The sequence below is a fragment of the Pseudodesulfovibrio sp. JC047 genome (assembly GCF_010468615.1).
GTDB lineage: Bacteria > Desulfobacterota > Desulfovibrionia > Desulfovibrionales > Desulfovibrionaceae > Pseudodesulfovibrio.
In genome coordinates this window covers 95,868-113,490 of sequence record NZ_WUEH01000002.1, presented here as the reverse complement: position 1 = coordinate 113,490, position 17,623 = coordinate 95,868, and the positions used below count along the sequence as shown (strand labels likewise).

Here is a 17,623-nt window from a genome sequence, read left to right as displayed (position 1 = left end):
TTTCCCCTATTTTTTCATATATTTTTTGCCCATGCCAAATCCCTGTCCCACATATTTGGACACGGTATGGTAGGACCGGGTTCCCGGACTGAAGATCAGAGGCAGAATTTTCTCGGTGTCAGGGAATTTGCCATCGACAAGCTTGTCATCGTCGCACTTCACATCCTTAATGGCGCCCATGAGCAGGGTATGAATGCCGAGTTCATACGTGCCGGTCAGTTCGCATTCGATGACCAGCGGAAATTCTTCGATGTACGGTGCCTTGACGCAATCGCTCGGTGTCGGTGTCAGGCCGGTGACCGTGAATTTGTCTTCCTTTTTGCCAGACACCATGCCGAGATAATCGGCTTCGGCCGCCAGATATTCTGGGCAGACCGAGACGGTGAACGCCTTGTGTTTCAGGATGCCTGCATAGGTATGTCGGGACGGGCGCAAGGACACGACCAGGCTGGCCGGGTCTGAACTGCATATGCCGCCCCAGGCCGCGATCATGGCATTGGGGGTATCGTTTTCATCATACGCGCCGATAGCCCAGACCGGGGTCGGTTGTGCCAACGTCTTGGGACCAAGTGATTTTTTCATGAAATACTCCTTTGGAACACATTCGGAATAAAAAACGGGATGCAGAGACTGTTCTCGCCTGTGCGTCCCGTATCGTCAAGCGGGTTTCGAAAATATCAAAGAACGCCAGTCACCCATTGTTCGATATCTCGGGCATTCATGGCCCCGGATTGACGGGCGACTTCGCGACCATCTTTGAAGAGAATCAGCGTGGGGACGGCCTGAATGCCAAATCGGGCCGCGATGGCTTGATCCGCAGCCGTATCCAGCTTGGCCAGTCGGACTTTGGGGTGCAGTTGTTTGGCCGCATCTTCGAATTGTGGCCCCATCATCAGACATGGCCCGCAGGTGGGCGAGTAGAAGTCCACCAGGACCGGAACGCTGGTTTTGGCGATATGACGGTCAAAGGTGGTGCCAACCAATTCAAGCGGTCTGGCGTCGAAAACCGGGGTTTTGCAGGAGCCGCAGCGCGCTTCGGCTTCACGGCCTTGCTGGATGCGGTTGATGGCCCGACAGGATGGGCAGACAATGAGTGTGGTTTCTGTGGTCATGATGTGATCCTCCATTCCAATAGATAACCATGAAATATATCAGGGCAAGACGAGAGTTACACGGGAAGGAATGACGCGGTCGATCGGGCGACTTCACGTTCGTTGACTCGTGCGGTTCCCTCGACGAAAATAATCCGTTTGCCGCGTTGGATGACCCGTGCTTCACAGATGACTATGGCTTCAGCTCCAACCGGGCGCAAGTAGCTGATGTTCATGTCAATCGTTGCTGTACGAGTACCGGTCGGGGTGCCGCCAAGCACGGCGTGAGCCATGGTTTCATCCAGCAACGTGGCCAGAATACCGCCGGCGACCACATCGGCTCCTTGCAGAAATTCTGGTTTGATCGGGAGGTGCAGAACAGCTCTTTCAGTGGTGATTTCAGTGACTTCAATGCCAAGAAATGCGAGAAGCGGGTTCACGGTCTGGTGCGGTTGGCGGACGAGTTCAAGGTATTCGTGTGGCATGGTCGGGGTGACTCTTTGTGTGTTGCAGATGGGTGCGCATGGTGCGGCGGATGTCGGACAGGAAGGAAATCGTTGCTTCCTGCGAGTCCGGGAACGCCGCAGGTTCCAATTCCAGTGTGATGTATCGATCATATCCGCGATTACCGAGTCTGTGAAGAAATGCTTTGAGCGGAAGTGCGCCCCGTCCGGGCGTGAGATGTTCGGTGTATCCTACTGCGTCTGAATAATGGACATTGTAGAGCAGTTCGCTCGGGACGGCATCAATGGCCTGGAGGACATCCCGGCCTGAGACCCCCATGTGACAGACATCAAATGTCAGTCCTACGTTTTTATCGCGACATTGGTCCATGAGTTGGGCGAACGGGTCTTTGGAAAATGGTGAACCAGTGGCCCAAGGCATGTTTTCCAGCGAAAATTGAATCCGTCCCTTGGCATTGAGAAGCAGGGACAGGTCGTGCGCTTTTTCAAACCAACGGTTGTGGATCATGTTGGCGAGCCGTGTGCCGGGAGGGTGCAGGGTGATGTGATCGGCCTGTGGGAGCCAGTTGGCCAGAGCGGTGGTGGCCTTCCACGAGTTGAGATGTCCACCCCAGGCTGACCAGTTTCGAAATGGGGCGTGAATGCTGCGGATGGGCAGGATTGCGTCAATTGATTCCAGCCCGGCATCCGGGGTGAGGGCCGGTGAATTCATGATGAGTTCCATGCCCACGAAACCGGCCTCCCGGCCAATGCGTGCGATGCGCTTCAGCGGGAGATGAAAAAGACACCCTGCCGACAGCAGGATCTGGGGACCGGATTGGTCAGATGATGCTGCATCCATGAAATGGACCATACGGCATTGTCCGATTCCGTCCATGGAATAATCGGGGAAGGGCGTAAACCATGGGGTGAACGGCGGGGCCGATCCTGTCGTGTCAAAAAGACCGGAGTCGGGAATTGAGCCAGTTTGTTGCCGGAAAAAAGATCAGTCGGACATGTAAAATCCAGACCGTCAGCCAATGGTTGAAGATAGGGTTTGTTCTATCAGTCAGTGTTAAAGTGTATTTTTTCAGAAATTTGAAAGATCGACAGTTATCGATATTTACCGAGCGGGTGACTTTTCAATCAAGTCGGCGACGACCAAGGCCCAGGACATGTCCCGCTTGTTGTCTTCAGTCATGTCATCCAGAACCCACTCTTTAATGGGTTTGATGGCCTGTTTGAGCCGGGCGGTCCCCCGTTCGGAAACCGTATAGGCCGCCTCTAGGCCATTCAGGCAGAGGTGGTCGAATTCCGGGTCGAGACTGCCTTGATAATAGGCCACGATGTCTCGAATGAGCAGCAGACCGTACACGATGGCTTCAACGTCCGTGTAGTCTCGTCCCCATATTTCTTCGCCCCGAATATCCGGATGTTCCCTGGTCGGGACCGGGGCTTCTTTTTTTTGCAGAGTGTGACGAAATTCGTCCAACGCGACAACACTTCCCATGGCTGCTCCTTGATTCTCTTGTTCATCTTCTTTTCGGTCGTTTCGTGTTTTTGCTTTAGGGAGAAAATTCGTGAAATTCATGTGTTACCGGACAGAGGGAATATATCGAATGCGTCTGTGTTGTTTCAGACTCTTTTGACATTTCGTCAGCGTGAAAAATTAAAAGTACAGCTGTATATAGATCATTTGTTTATCGATATCATGAAAAAGGCCACGACCGAAATCGTTCGGTCGTGGCCAGTGTGTGCAGTGGGGGAATTAGAGCACGGTATGGACCGGGTCTTTGGCCCAGTATTGGACCTGAAATTTTTCGGCCATGTCCTTTTGAAGGCGTTTGAATTCCGGCTTGTCCATTTCGCGGATGCGAATATAGACGTCCTTGATCCGTTCGCTTTCCGGCACGTTGCGGGTCATGATGTTCATGATCCGGGCATTGTGCTCCTTGAGAAAATCAAGGACCGGGGTCAGGCTTCCCGTTTCAGTGGAGACCTGAAGACAGACCTGTGCGCCTCCCTCGTAAACACCTGATATTTCGACGAGTACCTTGAATATGTCGGTGTCTGTGACCATGCCGACGACGCCGCCAGTTTCATCCACGACAGGCAGGCCGCCGAAGTTGCCTTCCAGCATGAGAACGGCCGCTTTTTCAACGGTATCTGTCGAGCGGATGGTGGTCGGCTTCTTGGTCATGATGTCGTGAATCTTGATTTCGGAGAGCAGGTAATACAGCTCGTGCATGTCCAGTGTGGTGGCTTTGGACGGAGAGGCGTCCTTGACATCTCTGTCCGAGATGATGCCGATGATTTTCCCGTCACTGTCTACCACGGGGAGACGGCTGATGGAGGCGTCTTTCATGACCTTGGAGGCCTTCATCATGGATTGGTCCTGAGAAATGGTTATGACGTTTGGGGTCATCCAGTTGGCTACGAGCATATGATTCCTCCTTGATTTCCGGGCTGTGCTGCCGGTTGTCGTCGATATTCCTTAACGATTCCATACAGGCAACGGTCGGTTTTGGCTAGTCCCATGGCAAAATGATGGCACGATGTCCGTCGATGTCCAGTCCGTTTCCCTTGAGAAAGGCGTTTGGCCTGTCAAGCTGATTTTTTATGCGAATCAAACGATTTTACTATGCAATCAGTCACATTTTCGAGGTTTTGTAAAAAGTGGGGGTATGCTGTTCCCAGAACCGGGGGGCGAAGCGATTCACCCTCTAGCAATTGGAGAAAGCAGGAATGGCTCTACCGCTCATTGGTGCGGTGGCGGGATTGTTGTCCACAATGGTGGACGGCGTGTCCGGTCATCTCAAACGAAAAGAGGAATTGAAGAAGGCGGTCATGGAAAACCGGATGCGGCTCGCCCGGAGCGATCGGGAATGTAACCATGAATGGGAAATGAAACAGTTGGAACATGCCGGGTGGAAGGACGATGTCCTTTTTTTCGCCTGGATCGGATTTTTTATCTGGTCGGGATTTGACCCGGATGGGGCCGGTGAAGTCCTTCGGTCATGGGAGAATCTGCCGGAATGGTTTCTTCAGGTGACATTCTGGATTGTGGCCGCTGTGCTTGGTGTGAAAAAAATCGGTGACCTGCTGCCCGGAGCAGTGCGCGGCGTCAAGGACGCGTTGGGAGGTCCCAAATGACGGTTCTCGAACGAGAGGATTTACAGAATTTGTTGGTCCGTATTGATGAACGGGTCAAGGCTATTCAGGAAGACATCCGGGAAATCAACGAATCCCGTCGGTGTGCGACGAACCAGATCAAGATTCGCACGTTGGAGCGACTGGTCTGGGGATGTCTGGCCACTGTGGGGGCGCTGGGTGCCAGAATGTTGCTTGAGGTCGTGCGGTGAGCTGGTCAGGGCGTTACGGGGTGGCGGTAGCTGTCGAGTTGTTGACGATACAGTCGTGCCATTGCCTCGTCGCCCTGTGTTTCGGCAAGCTGGATGGCCCGGTGCACCGTGGCAATGGCCTTGGGCATGTTCTCTGCTCCGGCAAACGCATCAGCCAGCAACGCTTGCAGCGTGCTTCGGTTCGGTTCCAGAGCCACGGCCCGAGTCAGGGCCGAGATCGCTGCGTCGAATTTGCCCAGTTTCATGGCCACTTGGGCGCGTGTCATGATGATCTGACTGTTTTCCGAATCCAGAATGAATGCCTGACTCAGATCGCGGAAGGCTGGTTCATATTGCTCAAGGGCCATGTATGCCAGCCCTCGTCTGAAGTTGGCGTTCAGATGCGCAGGATTGAGGGCCAAGGCGTGCGTGTAGTCGTCGATGGCTTCATCCCCGCGCCCAAGCCCATCGTAACAGAGACCGCGTTTGACATAGACTTCGGCAATGGTGGGGTCCGTCTTAATGACTTTGGAAAAGTCTCTGGCCGCGCCGCTGAGGTCTCCGGTCTGCAACAGGAGCACCCCTCGGGTGTAGTGCCCTTTGATATGGTCCGGTTTGGCTTCAAGCAGTCTGTTCACATCCTGCAATGCCTCGTCATACCGATGCGTTTCAAGAAACAGGGCCGCTCGGTAATACCGGGCAGAAGACAACGTCGGGTCAAGCTCCAATGCCTGATTCAAGGATTCGAGTGCTGCGTCGGCGTCCAGGAATTCACCATCATGCATGAGTTGCATGGCTTGGCTCAGAGCGTCGGCAGCCGCTGCCTGATGGGTTTGCAGGGTCTTTTCCTGCGGGGTCAGGGACGGCGTCGCCGATTGTTGGCGTGAACAACCTGTCAGTGAGACGAGCAATACAAAGATGATCAGGGCGGGATATCGCATCAGATGAAATTACCTTTCGGCGGACCGCCCGTCAACAGGAGGAAAATACGGAATGTTACAAGATATGTATAGACCACGGGAACACCAGGCGAAAATTGAGGCCGCGTTGGCCCGATTTTCGGTGCTGGTTTGCCATCGCCGATTCGGCAAGACAGTATTGTCCATCAACCAGCTTATCGGTGCGGCCAGGAAAACGGAGCGATCGGACTGGCGGGGTGCGTACATCGCCCCGCTCTACCGTCAGGCCAAGACCGTGGTCTGGGATGAGCTGAAACGATATTGTGGGGTGGGGCAGGATGACTGCACCGTGAAATTCAATGAAAGCGAATTGCGTGCGGATTTTGAGAATGGGGCGCGTATCCGGCTGTTCGGCGCGAACAATCCGGACAGCCTGCGTGGTATGTATCTGGACGGAGTGGTCTTTGACGAGGTGGCACAGATGCCGCATCGGGTCTGGACCGAAGTGATCCGTCCGGCCCTGTCGGACCGCAAGGGGTGGGCCATGTTCATCGGCACACCGCGAGGGAAGAACGCATTGTATGAGATATGGGAAAAGGCCAAGGTGGACCCGGATTGGTTCACAGCCATGTACCGTGCGTCCGAGACCGGGATCATTCACCCGGATGAATTGTCCGCCAGTGCGCGTGAAATGTCGCCGGAAGAATATGAACAGGAATTTGAATGCTCCTTTACCGCCGCCATCCGTGGTGCCTATTTTGGCCAGCTCATGAGTGATACGGATCGGGACGGGCGCATCACCACGGTTCCACACGATCCGTCCATGCCTGTTCATACGGCGTGGGATCTCGGCATGTCGGATTCCACATCCATCTGGTTTGTGCAGGCCAAGCCTGGAGGGATGTACGCGGTCATCGATTACTACGAGGCCAATGGCGAGGGTTTGGATCACTATGCCAAGATTCTGGATTCCAAGGGGTATAAGTATGGGACTCATATCGCACCCCATGATATCCGGGTGCGGGAACTGGGCACCGGCAAATCGCGGCTGGAAGTGGCTCGATCTCTCGGTATCCGGTTTGATATCGCCCCGAATATCCCGATACAGGACGGCATCAACGCGGTGCGGACCATGCTGCCGAGTTGCTGGTTCGACGAAAAGAACTGTGCGCTGGGAATCGAAGCCTTGCGCCATTACCGTCGGGTGTTCAATGACAGGACGGCTGATTTTTCCTCGCGGCCTTTGCACGACTGGACCAGCCATGCCGTGGACGCCTTCCGGTATTTTACCGTGGGCTTTCGGCCACCGGATACAGGGCGGAGAGCCGCAAAGACATCCAATGACTACAATCCGTTCGGGAGGTCGCATGGCCGTTCATGAGATACCTGATCGTCCTGAAATATTGTCCCATTTCCCGGACAACGGGCTCTATCGCTGGTTGGAGTTGGGGGATGGGAGGCAGGTCTATGGGTACGCCGCCATCGCGGAACATGAGGACATGTTGGAATTGCATCTGTCTCTTGTGCATTGGGGTGGGCATGTCCGGCGACATCTGGGTGAAGACGTCGAGTGGCTGAAAGGTGAGGCGCGTCGGTTGGGTAAACAGCGGGTCATGGGGATTCGTGCCGATGAAAACGGGACGTTTGATACGCGGTTTTTCAAGTTCGCCGGGCTGTTCGGCTTTGGGGAAACGCACACCATTCAAACCACGACATTGCCGGTCGGCTCTGCCGAACCATGAGTGGGCCTTTGGTGACGGTGTTCACGCCAGAAGCGAATGTGCTGATGGAATGGGTTATGCCGTGTCGCTCACGATATCACCACCGGTCCGTTCCGGGACCATGAAATTCGGGATGGAGCGATTTGCCGGCAGTCCATGGGCTGCCGAGGTGTCGATGGGCACATGGCCCGGCTGTCCAATGGCGATTTGACCGGGAGGACCGGCCTTGAAGGACCCGGCCGGACCGGCGGTCACCTCTCCCGGAGGGCCGGCCACGATGAAGTCGGTGGCATGTGTTGTGGTCATGAGCAGTGCTCCCTGTAAAAACGTGCTGTTCGAGCCTGAGTGCGATTTTGGATCGGACAGCATTGTGTCTTGAAGAATAGCTGATCGGAGAAAAGACCGTCAAGCCATATGAGAGAAAGGGCAGGGTTTTGGGTTTTTCTTCAAAAAAAAGACGCGACAGTCAGTGACTGTCGCGTCTGGAAAATGACATCGAAATGTCTAGAAACTGGCAACGCTGTTACCGGCCCCCTCGGCGCGGGTTCCACCGCCGGGAGTCTGGCCCATGGCTTTCATTTTGGCTTCCATGGCCTCGTTCAGTTGTTCCCTGAGTCCCATGAGTTCGCTTTGCTTTGCCTGAACCTGTTTTTGTCTTGTTTCTTTTGGCAAGGAACTGTCTTCAAGCGCTTCTATTTCCTGTTCCAGCTTTTCAATTTGTTTTTTGAGCATGTTTATAATCTTGTCGGAGGGAGATTCTTCTTTGGCTTTCGAGGCCTTCCCTGAAGTTTCCGGGGCGACCAGGGCGCGTCCCGCTTCGGAAATGGTGACGGTATCTCCTTGTTCTGGAGTCCTGATCTCCAGACTGGTCTCATCCGTAGTTTTTTCGGCGGACGGCGCAGTTTTTGTATTTAACGAATTCACGAATGTGGATGTTTGTTGCGCAAGAGATTCGATTGCCATGACACAATACTCCTTGAATGAAGTGATGACCCTTTTCAATATGATATTTCGACCAAAAGTTTTTTCTCATTAGGGGCGAGACATTTTTTTTACTTTTTTTTGAAGTCGGAGCTGTCACCATGGACCTGCCCGATATCCTTCGCAGTCGTTTGTCAATCCCTGGTTGCCTGACCCATGGAAAACACGCTATCCTCCATTTATATATTCTGTACCCATGACTCACGAGGCATCACATGAGCGTCATCAATCTCGAATATCTCCTCAAGCCCACATCCGTTGCGGTTATCGGGGCCACGAACGATCCGCAGAACGCGGGCAATATTGTCATGCGTAACATCATGGCAGGCGGATTCATGGGACCGGTCATGCCTGTGTCTGATGAGGCCGAGGCCATCGCTGGCGTGCTGACTCATGCGTCGGTCAAACATTTGCCCAAGACTCCCGATTTGGCCGTGGTCTGTTCTCCTTTGGATCAAGTCCCTGAAATAATTCATTCGTTGAAAGAGCGGGGGACTCGCGGAGCCGTGCTTATGGGGGCTGGATTCGCGTCCATGACCGACGAGGAACGGAACGATGTCAAATCCACGATACTCGGGATCGCCACACCGCCTGAAATTCGGATCATCGGTCCCAAGTCGCTTGGATTCATGGTGCCGTCCCTCAATTTGAACGCGTCTTTGGCCTATGGCAGTGTTGGTCCCGGCAAGGTCGCGTTCATTTCGCAGTCCGATTCCCTGTTCGCCACAGTGCTGGATTGGGCCATTGACAAGGGCATCGGCTTTTCGCACATGATCGCCCTTGGCAGCCGTATTGACGTGACCTTTGCGGATATTCTCGACTATCTCGGATCAGACCCCTTGACCCGGTCCATTATGGTGTATGTGGAGTCCATCAAGGACGCTCGTGAATTCATGTCGGCAGCCCGAGCCGCGTCACGCAACAAGCCGGTGCTGGTCATTCGGCCCGGACAGGCGTTGGATACGGTGCTTGGCGACGTGAAATTGCACGAAACCGGGGACCAGCGGCTCATGGATGCGGTCTATGATGTGGCATTTCGGCGGGCCGGGATGCTTCGGGTCAAGGATATTGACGGGCTCTTTGATGCGGCCCAGACCCTGAGTACGCCACGACAGGTCCATGGCAGGAAACTCGCCATCCTGACGAACGGTACGTCTGCCGGGATTCTGGCAGCGGATCGATTGATGGACGGTGGCGGTGAGTTGGCTCCGCTTTCGGATGAGACGATCAAGGCCATTGATACAGTATTGGGAGCGGAAAACTGGTCCCGGGCCAATCCGGTGGATATCCCGTTCAATGCGGATGGTGCCGCGTATTCAGCGGTGCTCAAGGTGCTTATCAAGGACAAGACGTCCAATGGAATTCTGGTCATGCATGTGCCATGGACCGCCCAGCCGGACAGGGAAGTGGCCGAAGCCCTGCGGGATTCGCTCAAGCGGGTCAAGCGCATGGTCCTCACGGCCTGGCTCGGGTCCGGGGCGGCCGAAGAGGCGCGCGAAGTCTTTCGCAAGGCGGATATTCCCACATACGAGACCCCCACGCAGGCGGTACAGGCCTTTTTGTACATGGCCGAATATTTACGCAATCAGGAAATGCTCATTGAAACGCCGGATTCCCTGCCGTCCGATTTCTTCCCGGACACGAGCCGTGCGCGGACCATTGTCACCAACGCGCTCGAAGCCGGGCGTGATACCCTGACCGAACCCGAGGCAAAGGGGCTACTGGCCGCCTATGGTATTCCCGTGGTCGAAACCCGTATCGCGGTGTCGGCCAAGGAAGCGGTGATCGCCGCCGATGAACTGGGCTATCCTGTGGCCCTGAAGTTGCGGAGTCCGCAGATTCCCCAACCGTTCGACATGGGTGGCGTGTTGCTTGATTTGGAAACCCCAGAGCGGGTGTGGGAAGGCGCGGCCTCCATTTTGGCCCGGTGTTCTCGGGAACGGCCCGACGCCTATGTCGAGGGCTTCACGGTCCAGAAAATGGGACGCAGGCCCGGTGCTCACGAATTATCCGTGTCAGCCACGGTGGATGCGGTTTTTGGCCCGGTGGTCCATTTCGGCCATGGAGGCATGGCGCGAGACATGATCCAGGATCAGGCCCTGACCCTGCCTCCATTGTCCATGTCGCTGGCCAAGGAGCTGGTCGGGCGGACGCGGATCGCGACCCTGCTCAAGGGAACACCGTCTCAACTGCCGGTGGATATCGATGATATCTGCCTGACACTTATTCAGATTTCACAATTGATCGTGGATGTGCCGCAGATTCAGTCTCTGGATATCAACCCCTTGTATGCGGATTCCGAAGGCGTGCTCGCTTTGGGAGGCAAAGTCGCGATCGCTCCCTTTGAGGGCAGGGGAGAGTCTCGGCTTGCCATTCGGCCCTATCCTCGTGAATTGGAAGAATGTGTGGTGCTCAAGGCTGGGCGACAGGTCACGCTTCGGCCTATTCGTCCCGAAGATGAGGTAACACACCGCACCTTTTTGTCGAGCCTGACGGATGACGACCTGCGGTTGCGGTTTTTCGGCGTGGTGCAACGCGATTTCGACCACAAGGATATCGCTCGGTTCACCCAGATTGATTATGATCGGGAAATGGCGTTCATTGCCACGGCCCTGGATGACGCCGGGATGCCCGAGACGTTGGGTGTGATGCGGACCAACACCAAACCCGATAATTCGGGGGCTGAATTTGCCATTGTGGTCCGGTCCGACCAAAAAGGTGAAGGGCTTGGTTCCATGTTGTTTCACAAAGGGATTCAGTATACCAAACAACGCGGGACCCGGGTCCTTGAAGGGCAGACCATGCGCGAGAACAAGGCCATGCAGGGGCTGTCCAGAAAGTTCGGTTTTGTCATTACTCCCGACCCTCATGACGATGGCCTGGTGAACATGGTTCTGGAGATGGAGACCGTCACACTGTAACCAATGGATTTCCCTTTGATATATCATCATACCGGGCTGGAATCGAGCGGCGGTGCAACGCGGGTCGCCCGATTGCTGGTGGAGGGGCTGCACCAGCAGGGGCTGTCTGCGGAGCTGAGTTTTGAACTGGCCGAAGCACCGGACAGTGTGCCCACTGCGCCGGATGCTGTTGGTGATTCCCTGCCGGAAAACGGCGTGGCCCATCTGCATTGCACGGGCGATTGGATTTCGTTGCTCACAGGCCTTTCTCCCGATCGAAAGAGTGTCATCACCCTCCATGACTGTGAGCTGTTGACCGGCGGCTGTCCCTATCCTCTCGAATGTCCTGACTTTGCCGAACAGTGTGTTGATCCTTGTCCAAGAAATTTTCCCAATTCTGCCATGCTCAAACAGTCCAAGCTGGCGCAGGTCGAACGGTTGGCCCCTGTGGTGGTTGCGCCCTCGCGTTGGTTGGCCCGATTGGCCCGAACACACCTGAACCGTTCGGTCTCCGTGATTCCCAATGGTATTCCATGGCCCGACCGGCCAGCATCGGCAATCGAGGCCCGGCATCGACTCGGCATTCATCCCGCAGCCCGGGTCGCCATGTTCGCGGCCCATGGTGGCATGGCCGCCGGGTACAAATCCGGTGATTCGTGGTTGACCCTGTGGCAGCATCTCAAGGCCCGCGTGCCAGAGCTTGTCTGTTTTGCCGTGGGCGGTGACACCGAGGAACGCCACGGGGATCTCATTGTGTGGCCCTATGTGGACCGCGCCAAACTCGGCCTGCTCATGTCGGCGGCGGATGTGTTGCTCTATCCCACCCGGGCGGACAATCATTCCTTGGTTATTTTGGAGGCCATGTCCCGGGCCTTGCCGGTGGTTTCCTATGCTGTGGGTGGTGTGCCCGAGCAGATCGTGGATCACGGCACTGGGCGACTCGTTCCGCCGGGCGATCAATCCGCCTTTCTGGACGCGGCCATATCCATTTTGTCCAGGCCCGGAGTACGGCGACAGATGGGGCTTGAAGCCTTTTCCGGTGGTCAGAAACGATTTACCGTTGACCGTATGGTGTCCGGGTATCGACGAATATACACCCGCTTTCTCGAAAATTTGACGGCATGAAAAACACCCCTTGATTCTCCATGAATCAAGGGGCGTTTTGTTGTGCCAGCCTCTAGCTCAATTTCTTTCGGAGGTGTGATCGGAGCAGGATGGCGATGAGGTTCATGCCGAGGACCAGGGCTACCAGCACCAGTGAGGTGCCGTATTGGAGTGGCAGCGTCGCTTCCGGGTCGGTGGAGGAGACCGACAGCGAATAGATCTGGTACGGCAATGCCATGACTTCATCGAAGATAGAGGATGGCAGGGTGGGGTTGTAACTGGCTGCTGCGGTGAACATGATGGCCGCTGTTTCTCCGGCTGCGCGGGAAATGGACAGGATGGAGCCGGTCAGGATGCCGGGCATGGCCGAGGGAAGGACCACCCTGAAAATGGTCTGCCATTTGGTGGCTCCGATGCCCAGCGAGGCTTCCCTGTATGTGTCGGGAACCGAGCGCAACGCCTCTTCCGAAGTCCCGATGATAACCGGTAGGATGAGTACCGCCAGCGTCATGCAGCCCGCAGCGATGGAGACGCCCATGCCCAGACCGCCGAGGTCTCTGGCCGCCACGAAAAAGGCCATGCCGAACAGGCCGAAGACCACGGACGGCACACCCGCCAGATTGTTGATGCACAGTCGGATGACGCGCATGAACGGGCCGGGAGTCGCGTATTCATGGAGATAGATGGCCGATGCCACACCCAATGGCAAGGCGAGTCCCATGGACCCGATGGACAGATAGAACGTGCCGACAATGCACGGGAAAATGCCACCGGCCAGACCGCCGTCCGTGGGTTGTCCGGTGAGGAAATCCCAGGAAATCGCGGGCAGGCCGTAATAGACCATGTAGCCGACAATGATAAAGAGGGCCAAACCGTTGATGGCCACCGCGCCTCGAAACAGGCCGAACCACATTTCCTGTGTGAATTTGCGTCGAAAACGGGAACCGGCGGTGTCCGGAATATTCGAGCCGTTGGCGGTCATTGCATGACGTATCATTTCAGTCATATCCTTCCCTAGAGGCTCGCAGAGCCGACTTGTTTGTATTTGTGTGCGATGTGATCGGCCAGCAGATTGAACAGAAATGTGATGAGAAACAGGACCATGGCAATGGCAAAAAGTGAGAAATAGTGCATTTCAAGTCCGAAACTGGTCTCTCCCATTTCTGCGGCAATGGAGGCGGGCATGGGCCGGACCGGGTCGAAGATCGAGTCCGGGATGCGTGCCGCCCCGCCTGCCACCATGAGCACGACCATGGTTTCACCAATGGATCGGGACATGCCCAGAATTACTGCGGTGGACAGGCCGGAAAGTGACGCCGGAATCACCACCCGCCAGATGGTTTCGAATCTGGTGGCACCCAGTGCAAGCGAACCTTCACGAATTTCGGCTGGCACGGAATGGATGGCATCTTCGGCAATGGACGTGATGGTCGGGACCGCCATGAAGGCGAGCATGATGGAGGCGTTGAGCATATTGACGCCAAATCGGATGTCGAACACATCAAGCAGCAGCGGAGCCACCACTGCCAGTCCGAAAAAACCGATGACCACGGACGGCAATGACGCCAGCAGTTCCACCATGGGTTTGACGATTTCACGTACCCTGTGCGGAGCTATTTCCGCCAGATAGATGGCAGTCATGATGCCCAGCGGAATGGCGATGGCCGACGACAGCAGCGTGACCCAGATCGATCCCATGATGAGCGGCAAAATACCCCATTGCGGGGTTTCGGAAACCGGCTTCCACTGCCCTCCGAAAATGAAATCGAGAAATCCGACGCCCTGAAATTTTTCCCCCATGGCGTCAAAGCCCATGAAGGTGGGCAGGGCTTCCCCCACCAGAAAATACATGATGAGACCGAGTGCGATGATCGATGCACTGGCCGCAAGGAGAAAAATGGCTTTGATGCCCTTTTCCTTGTGTGTACGCGAAAGCATGGATGAAGCCTCTTTTCAAGCGTGATCCCGCCGGAGAAAAAGACTCCGGCGGGTGGTTTTTCATATGATCAACTCTTTCGAACCGGGGGTGGACCCGGGGCGTTGTGAACACGCATTTATTGCATCGGGACAAAGCCGACTTCGGAAATGATCTTTTGACCGGTCGGGGACATGACGAATTCGATGAATTTCTGTGTTTCGCCAGTCGGCTGTCCGCTGGTGTACAGGTTCAACCCACGGGACAGCGGGTATTCACCGGATTTGCCGGTTTCGACAGACGCGACAACCCCGTTGACCGAGAGTGCCTTGACTTTGGGATTCAGGAAACCGAGGCCCACATAGCCGATGCCTTTTTTATTGCCGGAAATTTTGGCGGCCATCGCAGCATTTGACGGCATCCGAGAGACCAGATCAAACTCATCTTCCTTTTTCATCACTTTTTTGTGCCAGACTTCATACGTACCCGAGTTGGTCTCGCGGGAGAACAGGGCGATCATGCCCTTGGTGCCACCAACGTCTTTCCAATTGCGAATCTTGTCCTGATACATGTCCTTCAACTGTGCTGTGGTCACTGCGGAAACCGTGTTGGATGGGTGAACAATGGGAACTAGGCAGTCCAGGGCGATGACAAATTGGACCGGCGTGATGCCGTTTACCTTGCACTTTTCGATCTCGGCGGGCTTCATGTCTCGGGACATCATCCCTATATCCGCTGTCTTGTTGATAATGGCCTTGGCTCCATCGCCGGAGCCGGTGGCCGAGATCGAGAAATTCACTCCGGGATGTTTGAGCTGATAGGCTGCAACCAGTTTTTTCATGGCCGGATCGACCGTTGTAGAACCCTTGACGCGGATGTCTGCGGCGTTTGCCAGGGCGGACACACTCAGAATAGCCAGAGCAACCAATGCAATAAGCACTTTTTTCATACCAATTACCTTCCTTGAAATTATGTACATGACGACCAATCCTCAATTCCGTGATGCGTATTGATAGCCCCACCATGTTACATCTTCGTGACAGCTCTCTGAAACCTCCGTGACAGGTTTGGGGGGCGGCTTGAGAGAGCGGCGCATCTGCACATTTTTCGGGCACCGCTCGATCCTCACCGTAGGAAGACTACGCCTCCGGTCGATCGGCACCCGAGAAAATGCACATCTGCACCACTCTCCCAAGCCTTGGTTCATCGGGGAAAGAGAGGCGTTGTTGGGGGGCGGTGCCCCCCAAGGCACTCCAGAAAGTTTGGGGTGTCGGGGATGTGGGCGATTTGGCCGAAGGGTGAAGAATGAGTCATCGGGGAAAGAGAGGCGTTGTTGGGGGGCGGTGCCCCCCAAGGCACTCCGGAAAGTTTGGGGTGTCGGGGATGTGGGCGATTTGGCTGAAGGGTGAAGAATGGGGTGTCGGGGAAAGAGAGGCGTTGTTGGGGGGCGGTGTCCCCCAAGGCACTCCGGAATGTTTGGGGAAAGAGTGGGAGAAGGAAGGGGGATCGGGGCGTTGATACGTGAAGGAATGCCTGTTGGAATGAAGGCTTCGAGTTGTGTCTGTCGGGGAAAGTTATATTCTCTCAAGGCACTCCAGAAGCCTGGAAGAGCGTGGAATATTCAGAGGTGAAAGGGGCATACTCTTATTCCCTTTTATTGCTTCAATCCCACGCAATCAATGCCATGGAATCTCGCCGAAGGCGCGCTAAAAAGTTCTGGAAGGGAGTCCAGAGGGAAACCTCTTTCAAGAGGTTCCCCTCTGGCCGTCGGAGACATTTCATACCTCAATATCCCACACGACAGCCGTGCCCTTACGCGAACACGCACACCTGCCGAAGGCACATAAAAAGTTTAGGAAAAGAGAGGGATAGGGGGTCTGGGGGAAAGGCATCCACCCTCAAAAAGCGTTGTTGCCACTTCGACTTCGTGGCCGGGGAGAATGGTCGTGTTTCCTTGGAGAAAGGCGAGACCGTTTGCCTGAGCGAGTCCGAGCATGGGAGGGACTTTTTTGCTGGCCAAAGGGGTCGCGGTGAGTTGGGAGCCGTGGAGTGAGAGGGCGCATTGAACGAGCCATTCACTGCCGTGGCGTGCTTCGAGCTGCTGGGTGAAACGGGCTTTGAGCGGGGCCGGGGTGTCGGGCAATCCGCGCAGTCGTCGGATGACGGGCAGTATTAACGCGTGAAAACAGGCGTGTCCGGCGGCGGGCGGTCCGGGCAAGCCGAAGAGTATGGTCGTGTCGCGAATCGCTGCGAAAACGTGTCGGCCCGGGCGGATGTCCACTGCGTCGAACAGGATGGTGAACCCGCTGTCCTGCGCGCCGGTTTTGGCGAAATCCCGTTCACTGCGACCGGTGCCGCCGGTGGTCACGATGATGTTGGGAAAAGGCGGAGTGCCGAGCTGGGAGATCAGAGTGTGCTTGTTGTCGGGAATGACCGTCGCATTGGTGACGGTCACGCCACAGGCTTCGAAAAGACCGCGTTGCAAGACGAGATTGTCAGCCGGGAATCGTTTGGGATCAGTGTGTATGGTGGGATCAACCAATTCGCTGCCCAGGGCGAAAAGACGAGCTGTGGGCGTGGGGTGCATCGAGATCGGGCCGGTGCGGGTGCGGGTCATGACGGCGGCGGCCTGCGGGGTGAGTTCGTGGCCGGGCTGGGAGATGATGGTTCGTGCATCGATTTCTCCCCCGGCGGGCCGGATGAACCACCCTTTCTTGACGGGAGAGTGGACGCGAATGGTTGTTGCTTCGATGGTCACATCCTCTTCGGCCAGCACAGCGTCTGCTCCGTCCGGGACGGGACCGCCAGTGAGAACCCGTGCCGTTTCATTGGGACCGAGCGGACGCGGGTTTCTGGATTCCGCACAAATGGCCTGGGTGACTGCGAGACGGACAGGGGTTGCGGGCGAAGCCTGCTCGATGTCCGCCATTCGCAGGGCATAGCCATCCCTGAGGGAATGAGCCTGCTCTGGAACCTGACAGTGCGCGGTCACGGTGGTGGCGGTGACACAGCCAATGCCGTTGAGTGGAGCGCGGTCTTCGGGCGGTGTCGGGACAACGAGTTCAAGCAGGGTTTGAACGGCCTGCTTGCGGGAAATCGGCGTCTTCATGTGCATCCTTGTAGTCAGAGTATGGAAACAAGAGAGTGGCATTGCCATGTCGTGATGTAAAGAGTCGTGGTTTTTTCCTTTGGGCTTGAGTAGAGTCTTCTTTTCTGCCAGAAAACGTG

At 55.7% G+C, this 17,623-nt stretch carries 19 protein-coding genes; 6 read left to right on the top strand and 13 right to left on the bottom strand.

Annotated features, from left to right (window positions below; all coding sequences use genetic code 11):
* Positions 1-6: 6 nt before the first annotated feature.
* From GO013_RS01800 to GO013_RS01775, 6 genes are all read right to left on the bottom strand, one after another.
* Positions 7-582: a flavin reductase family protein gene (locus tag GO013_RS01800; protein ID WP_163808333.1), complete on the bottom strand. Its 576-nt coding sequence runs from the start codon at positions 580-582 to the stop codon at positions 7-9.
* Between the two features lie 95 nt (positions 583-677).
* Positions 678-1,112 carry a thioredoxin TrxC gene (gene trxC, locus GO013_RS01795; RefSeq protein ID WP_163808332.1) on the bottom strand — a complete coding sequence of 145 codons (435 nt, stop codon included), beginning with the start codon at positions 1,110-1,112 and terminating at the stop codon, positions 678-680.
* Positions 1,113-1,168: 56 nt separating this feature from the next.
* Positions 1,169-1,576, bottom strand: coding sequence for a PaaI family thioesterase (locus GO013_RS01790; protein ID WP_163808331.1), 408 nt, complete (start codon positions 1,574-1,576; stop codon positions 1,169-1,171).
* On the bottom strand, positions 1,557-2,432 hold the full coding sequence (locus GO013_RS01785) for a sugar phosphate isomerase/epimerase (protein ID WP_239057698.1): 876 nt from the start codon (positions 2,430-2,432) through the stop codon (positions 1,557-1,559). The genes GO013_RS01790 and GO013_RS01785 overlap by 20 nt, the downstream gene beginning before the upstream one ends.
* Positions 2,433-2,657: 225 nt before the next feature.
* Positions 2,658-3,044 carry a hypothetical protein gene (locus tag GO013_RS01780; RefSeq protein ID WP_163808330.1) on the bottom strand — a complete coding sequence of 129 codons (387 nt, stop codon included), beginning with the start codon at positions 3,042-3,044 and terminating at the stop codon, positions 2,658-2,660.
* 258 nt (positions 3,045-3,302) lie between these two features.
* A complete protein-coding gene (locus GO013_RS01775; RefSeq protein WP_163808329.1) occupies positions 3,303-3,977 on the bottom strand; it encodes a CBS domain-containing protein in 675 nt (224 codons plus the stop codon).
* Positions 3,978-4,279: 302 nt separating this feature from the next.
* On the opposite strand from GO013_RS01775, the gene GO013_RS01770 reads away from it, so the two are divergent.
* Both GO013_RS01770 and GO013_RS01765 read left to right on the top strand, forming a co-directional pair.
* Positions 4,280-4,687: a hypothetical protein gene (locus GO013_RS01770; protein ID WP_163808328.1), complete on the top strand. Its 408-nt coding sequence runs from the start codon at positions 4,280-4,282 to the stop codon at positions 4,685-4,687.
* A complete protein-coding gene (locus tag GO013_RS01765) occupies positions 4,684-4,896 on the top strand; it encodes a hypothetical protein (protein WP_163808327.1) in 213 nt (70 codons plus the stop codon). The genes GO013_RS01770 and GO013_RS01765 overlap by 4 nt, the downstream gene beginning before the upstream one ends.
* A gap of 5 nt (positions 4,897-4,901) precedes the next feature.
* On the opposite strand, the gene GO013_RS01760 is transcribed toward GO013_RS01765, so the two are convergent.
* Positions 4,902-5,816, bottom strand: coding sequence for a tetratricopeptide repeat protein (locus tag GO013_RS01760; protein WP_163808326.1), 915 nt, complete (start codon positions 5,814-5,816; stop codon positions 4,902-4,904).
* A gap of 52 nt (positions 5,817-5,868) precedes the next feature.
* On the opposite strand from GO013_RS01760, the gene GO013_RS01755 reads away from it, so the two are divergent.
* A complete protein-coding gene (locus GO013_RS01755) occupies positions 5,869-7,155 on the top strand; it encodes a terminase family protein (RefSeq protein ID WP_163808325.1) in 1,287 nt (428 codons plus the stop codon).
* On the top strand, positions 7,142-7,516 hold the full coding sequence (locus tag GO013_RS01750; RefSeq protein WP_163808324.1) for a hypothetical protein: 375 nt from the start codon (positions 7,142-7,144) through the stop codon (positions 7,514-7,516). The genes GO013_RS01755 and GO013_RS01750 overlap by 14 nt, the downstream gene beginning before the upstream one ends.
* A gap of 54 nt (positions 7,517-7,570) precedes the next feature.
* Here GO013_RS01750 and GO013_RS01745 read toward each other — a convergent pair whose 3' ends face one another.
* Together GO013_RS01745 and GO013_RS01740 are read right to left on the bottom strand one after the other, a co-directional pair.
* Entirely contained in the window at positions 7,571-7,801 is a 231-nt protein-coding gene (locus GO013_RS01745; RefSeq protein WP_163808323.1) for a hypothetical protein, read from the bottom strand.
* Positions 7,802-7,999: 198 nt separating this feature from the next.
* Entirely contained in the window at positions 8,000-8,458 is a 459-nt protein-coding gene (locus tag GO013_RS01740) for a hypothetical protein (RefSeq protein ID WP_163808322.1), read from the bottom strand.
* A gap of 233 nt (positions 8,459-8,691) precedes the next feature.
* Here GO013_RS01740 and GO013_RS01735 point away from each other — a divergent pair, with 233 nt between their 5' ends.
* Together GO013_RS01735 and GO013_RS01730 are read left to right on the top strand one after the other, a co-directional pair.
* On the top strand, positions 8,692-11,397 hold the full coding sequence (locus tag GO013_RS01735) for a bifunctional acetate--CoA ligase family protein/GNAT family N-acetyltransferase (RefSeq protein WP_163808321.1): 2,706 nt from the start codon (positions 8,692-8,694) through the stop codon (positions 11,395-11,397).
* 15 nt (positions 11,398-11,412) lie between these two features.
* The gene (locus tag GO013_RS01730) at positions 11,413-12,501 is read left to right on the top strand and encodes a glycosyltransferase (RefSeq protein WP_239057697.1); all 1,089 of its coding nucleotides are present in this window, start codon (positions 11,413-11,415) and stop codon (positions 12,499-12,501) included.
* A gap of 52 nt (positions 12,502-12,553) precedes the next feature.
* On the opposite strand, the gene pstA is transcribed toward GO013_RS01730, so the two are convergent.
* From pstA to GO013_RS01710, 4 genes are all read right to left on the bottom strand, one after another.
* Positions 12,554-13,393 (bottom strand): phosphate ABC transporter permease PstA, encoded by an 840-nt coding sequence (gene pstA / locus GO013_RS01725; RefSeq protein WP_239057706.1) that lies wholly within the window; start codon positions 13,391-13,393, stop codon positions 12,554-12,556.
* A 101-nt stretch (positions 13,394-13,494) separates the two neighbouring features.
* The gene (pstC, locus tag GO013_RS01720) at positions 13,495-14,418 is read right to left on the bottom strand and encodes a phosphate ABC transporter permease subunit PstC (protein ID WP_163808319.1); all 924 of its coding nucleotides are present in this window, start codon (positions 14,416-14,418) and stop codon (positions 13,495-13,497) included.
* 116 nt (positions 14,419-14,534) lie between these two features.
* Positions 14,535-15,344 carry a PstS family phosphate ABC transporter substrate-binding protein gene (locus GO013_RS01715; protein WP_163808318.1) on the bottom strand — a complete coding sequence of 270 codons (810 nt, stop codon included), beginning with the start codon at positions 15,342-15,344 and terminating at the stop codon, positions 14,535-14,537.
* A 903-nt stretch (positions 15,345-16,247) separates the two neighbouring features.
* Positions 16,248-17,504 carry a molybdopterin molybdotransferase MoeA gene (locus GO013_RS01710; protein WP_163808317.1) on the bottom strand — a complete coding sequence of 419 codons (1,257 nt, stop codon included), beginning with the start codon at positions 17,502-17,504 and terminating at the stop codon, positions 16,248-16,250.
* Between the last annotated feature and the right edge of the window lie 119 nt (positions 17,505-17,623).

Coding starts and splice junctions, on each gene's coding strand:
- GO013_RS01755 (WP_163808325.1), top strand. CDS start 5,869: ATGTTACAAGATATGTATAGACCACGGGAACACCAGGCGAAAATTGAG.
- pstA (WP_239057706.1), bottom strand. CDS start 13,393: ATGTGGTTCGGCCTGTTTCGAGGCGCGGTGGCCATCAACGGTTTGGCC.
- GO013_RS01745 (WP_163808323.1), bottom strand. CDS start 7,801: ATGACCACAACACATGCCACCGACTTCATCGTGGCCGGCCCTCCGGGA.
- GO013_RS01740 (WP_163808322.1), bottom strand. CDS start 8,458: ATGGCAATCGAATCTCTTGCGCAACAAACATCCACATTCGTGAATTCG.
- pstC (WP_163808319.1), bottom strand. CDS start 14,418: ATGCTTTCGCGTACACACAAGGAAAAGGGCATCAAAGCCATTTTTCTC.
- GO013_RS01780 (WP_163808330.1), bottom strand. CDS start 3,044: ATGGGAAGTGTTGTCGCGTTGGACGAATTTCGTCACACTCTGCAAAAA.
- GO013_RS01770 (WP_163808328.1), top strand. CDS start 4,280: ATGGCTCTACCGCTCATTGGTGCGGTGGCGGGATTGTTGTCCACAATG.
- GO013_RS01765 (WP_163808327.1), top strand. CDS start 4,684: ATGACGGTTCTCGAACGAGAGGATTTACAGAATTTGTTGGTCCGTATT.
- GO013_RS01785 (WP_239057698.1), bottom strand. CDS start 2,432: ATGGACGGAATCGGACAATGCCGTATGGTCCATTTCATGGATGCAGCA.
- GO013_RS01800 (WP_163808333.1), bottom strand. CDS start 582: ATGAAAAAATCACTTGGTCCCAAGACGTTGGCACAACCGACCCCGGTC.
- GO013_RS01715 (WP_163808318.1), bottom strand. CDS start 15,344: ATGAAAAAAGTGCTTATTGCATTGGTTGCTCTGGCTATTCTGAGTGTG.
- GO013_RS01790 (WP_163808331.1), bottom strand. CDS start 1,576: ATGCCACACGAATACCTTGAACTCGTCCGCCAACCGCACCAGACCGTG.
- GO013_RS01775 (WP_163808329.1), bottom strand. CDS start 3,977: ATGCTCGTAGCCAACTGGATGACCCCAAACGTCATAACCATTTCTCAG.
- GO013_RS01760 (WP_163808326.1), bottom strand. CDS start 5,816: ATGCGATATCCCGCCCTGATCATCTTTGTATTGCTCGTCTCACTGACA.
- trxC (WP_163808332.1), bottom strand. CDS start 1,112: ATGACCACAGAAACCACACTCATTGTCTGCCCATCCTGTCGGGCCATC.
- GO013_RS01750 (WP_163808324.1), top strand. CDS start 7,142: ATGGCCGTTCATGAGATACCTGATCGTCCTGAAATATTGTCCCATTTC.
- GO013_RS01710 (WP_163808317.1), bottom strand. CDS start 17,504: ATGAAGACGCCGATTTCCCGCAAGCAGGCCGTTCAAACCCTGCTTGAA.
- GO013_RS01735 (WP_163808321.1), top strand. CDS start 8,692: ATGAGCGTCATCAATCTCGAATATCTCCTCAAGCCCACATCCGTTGCG.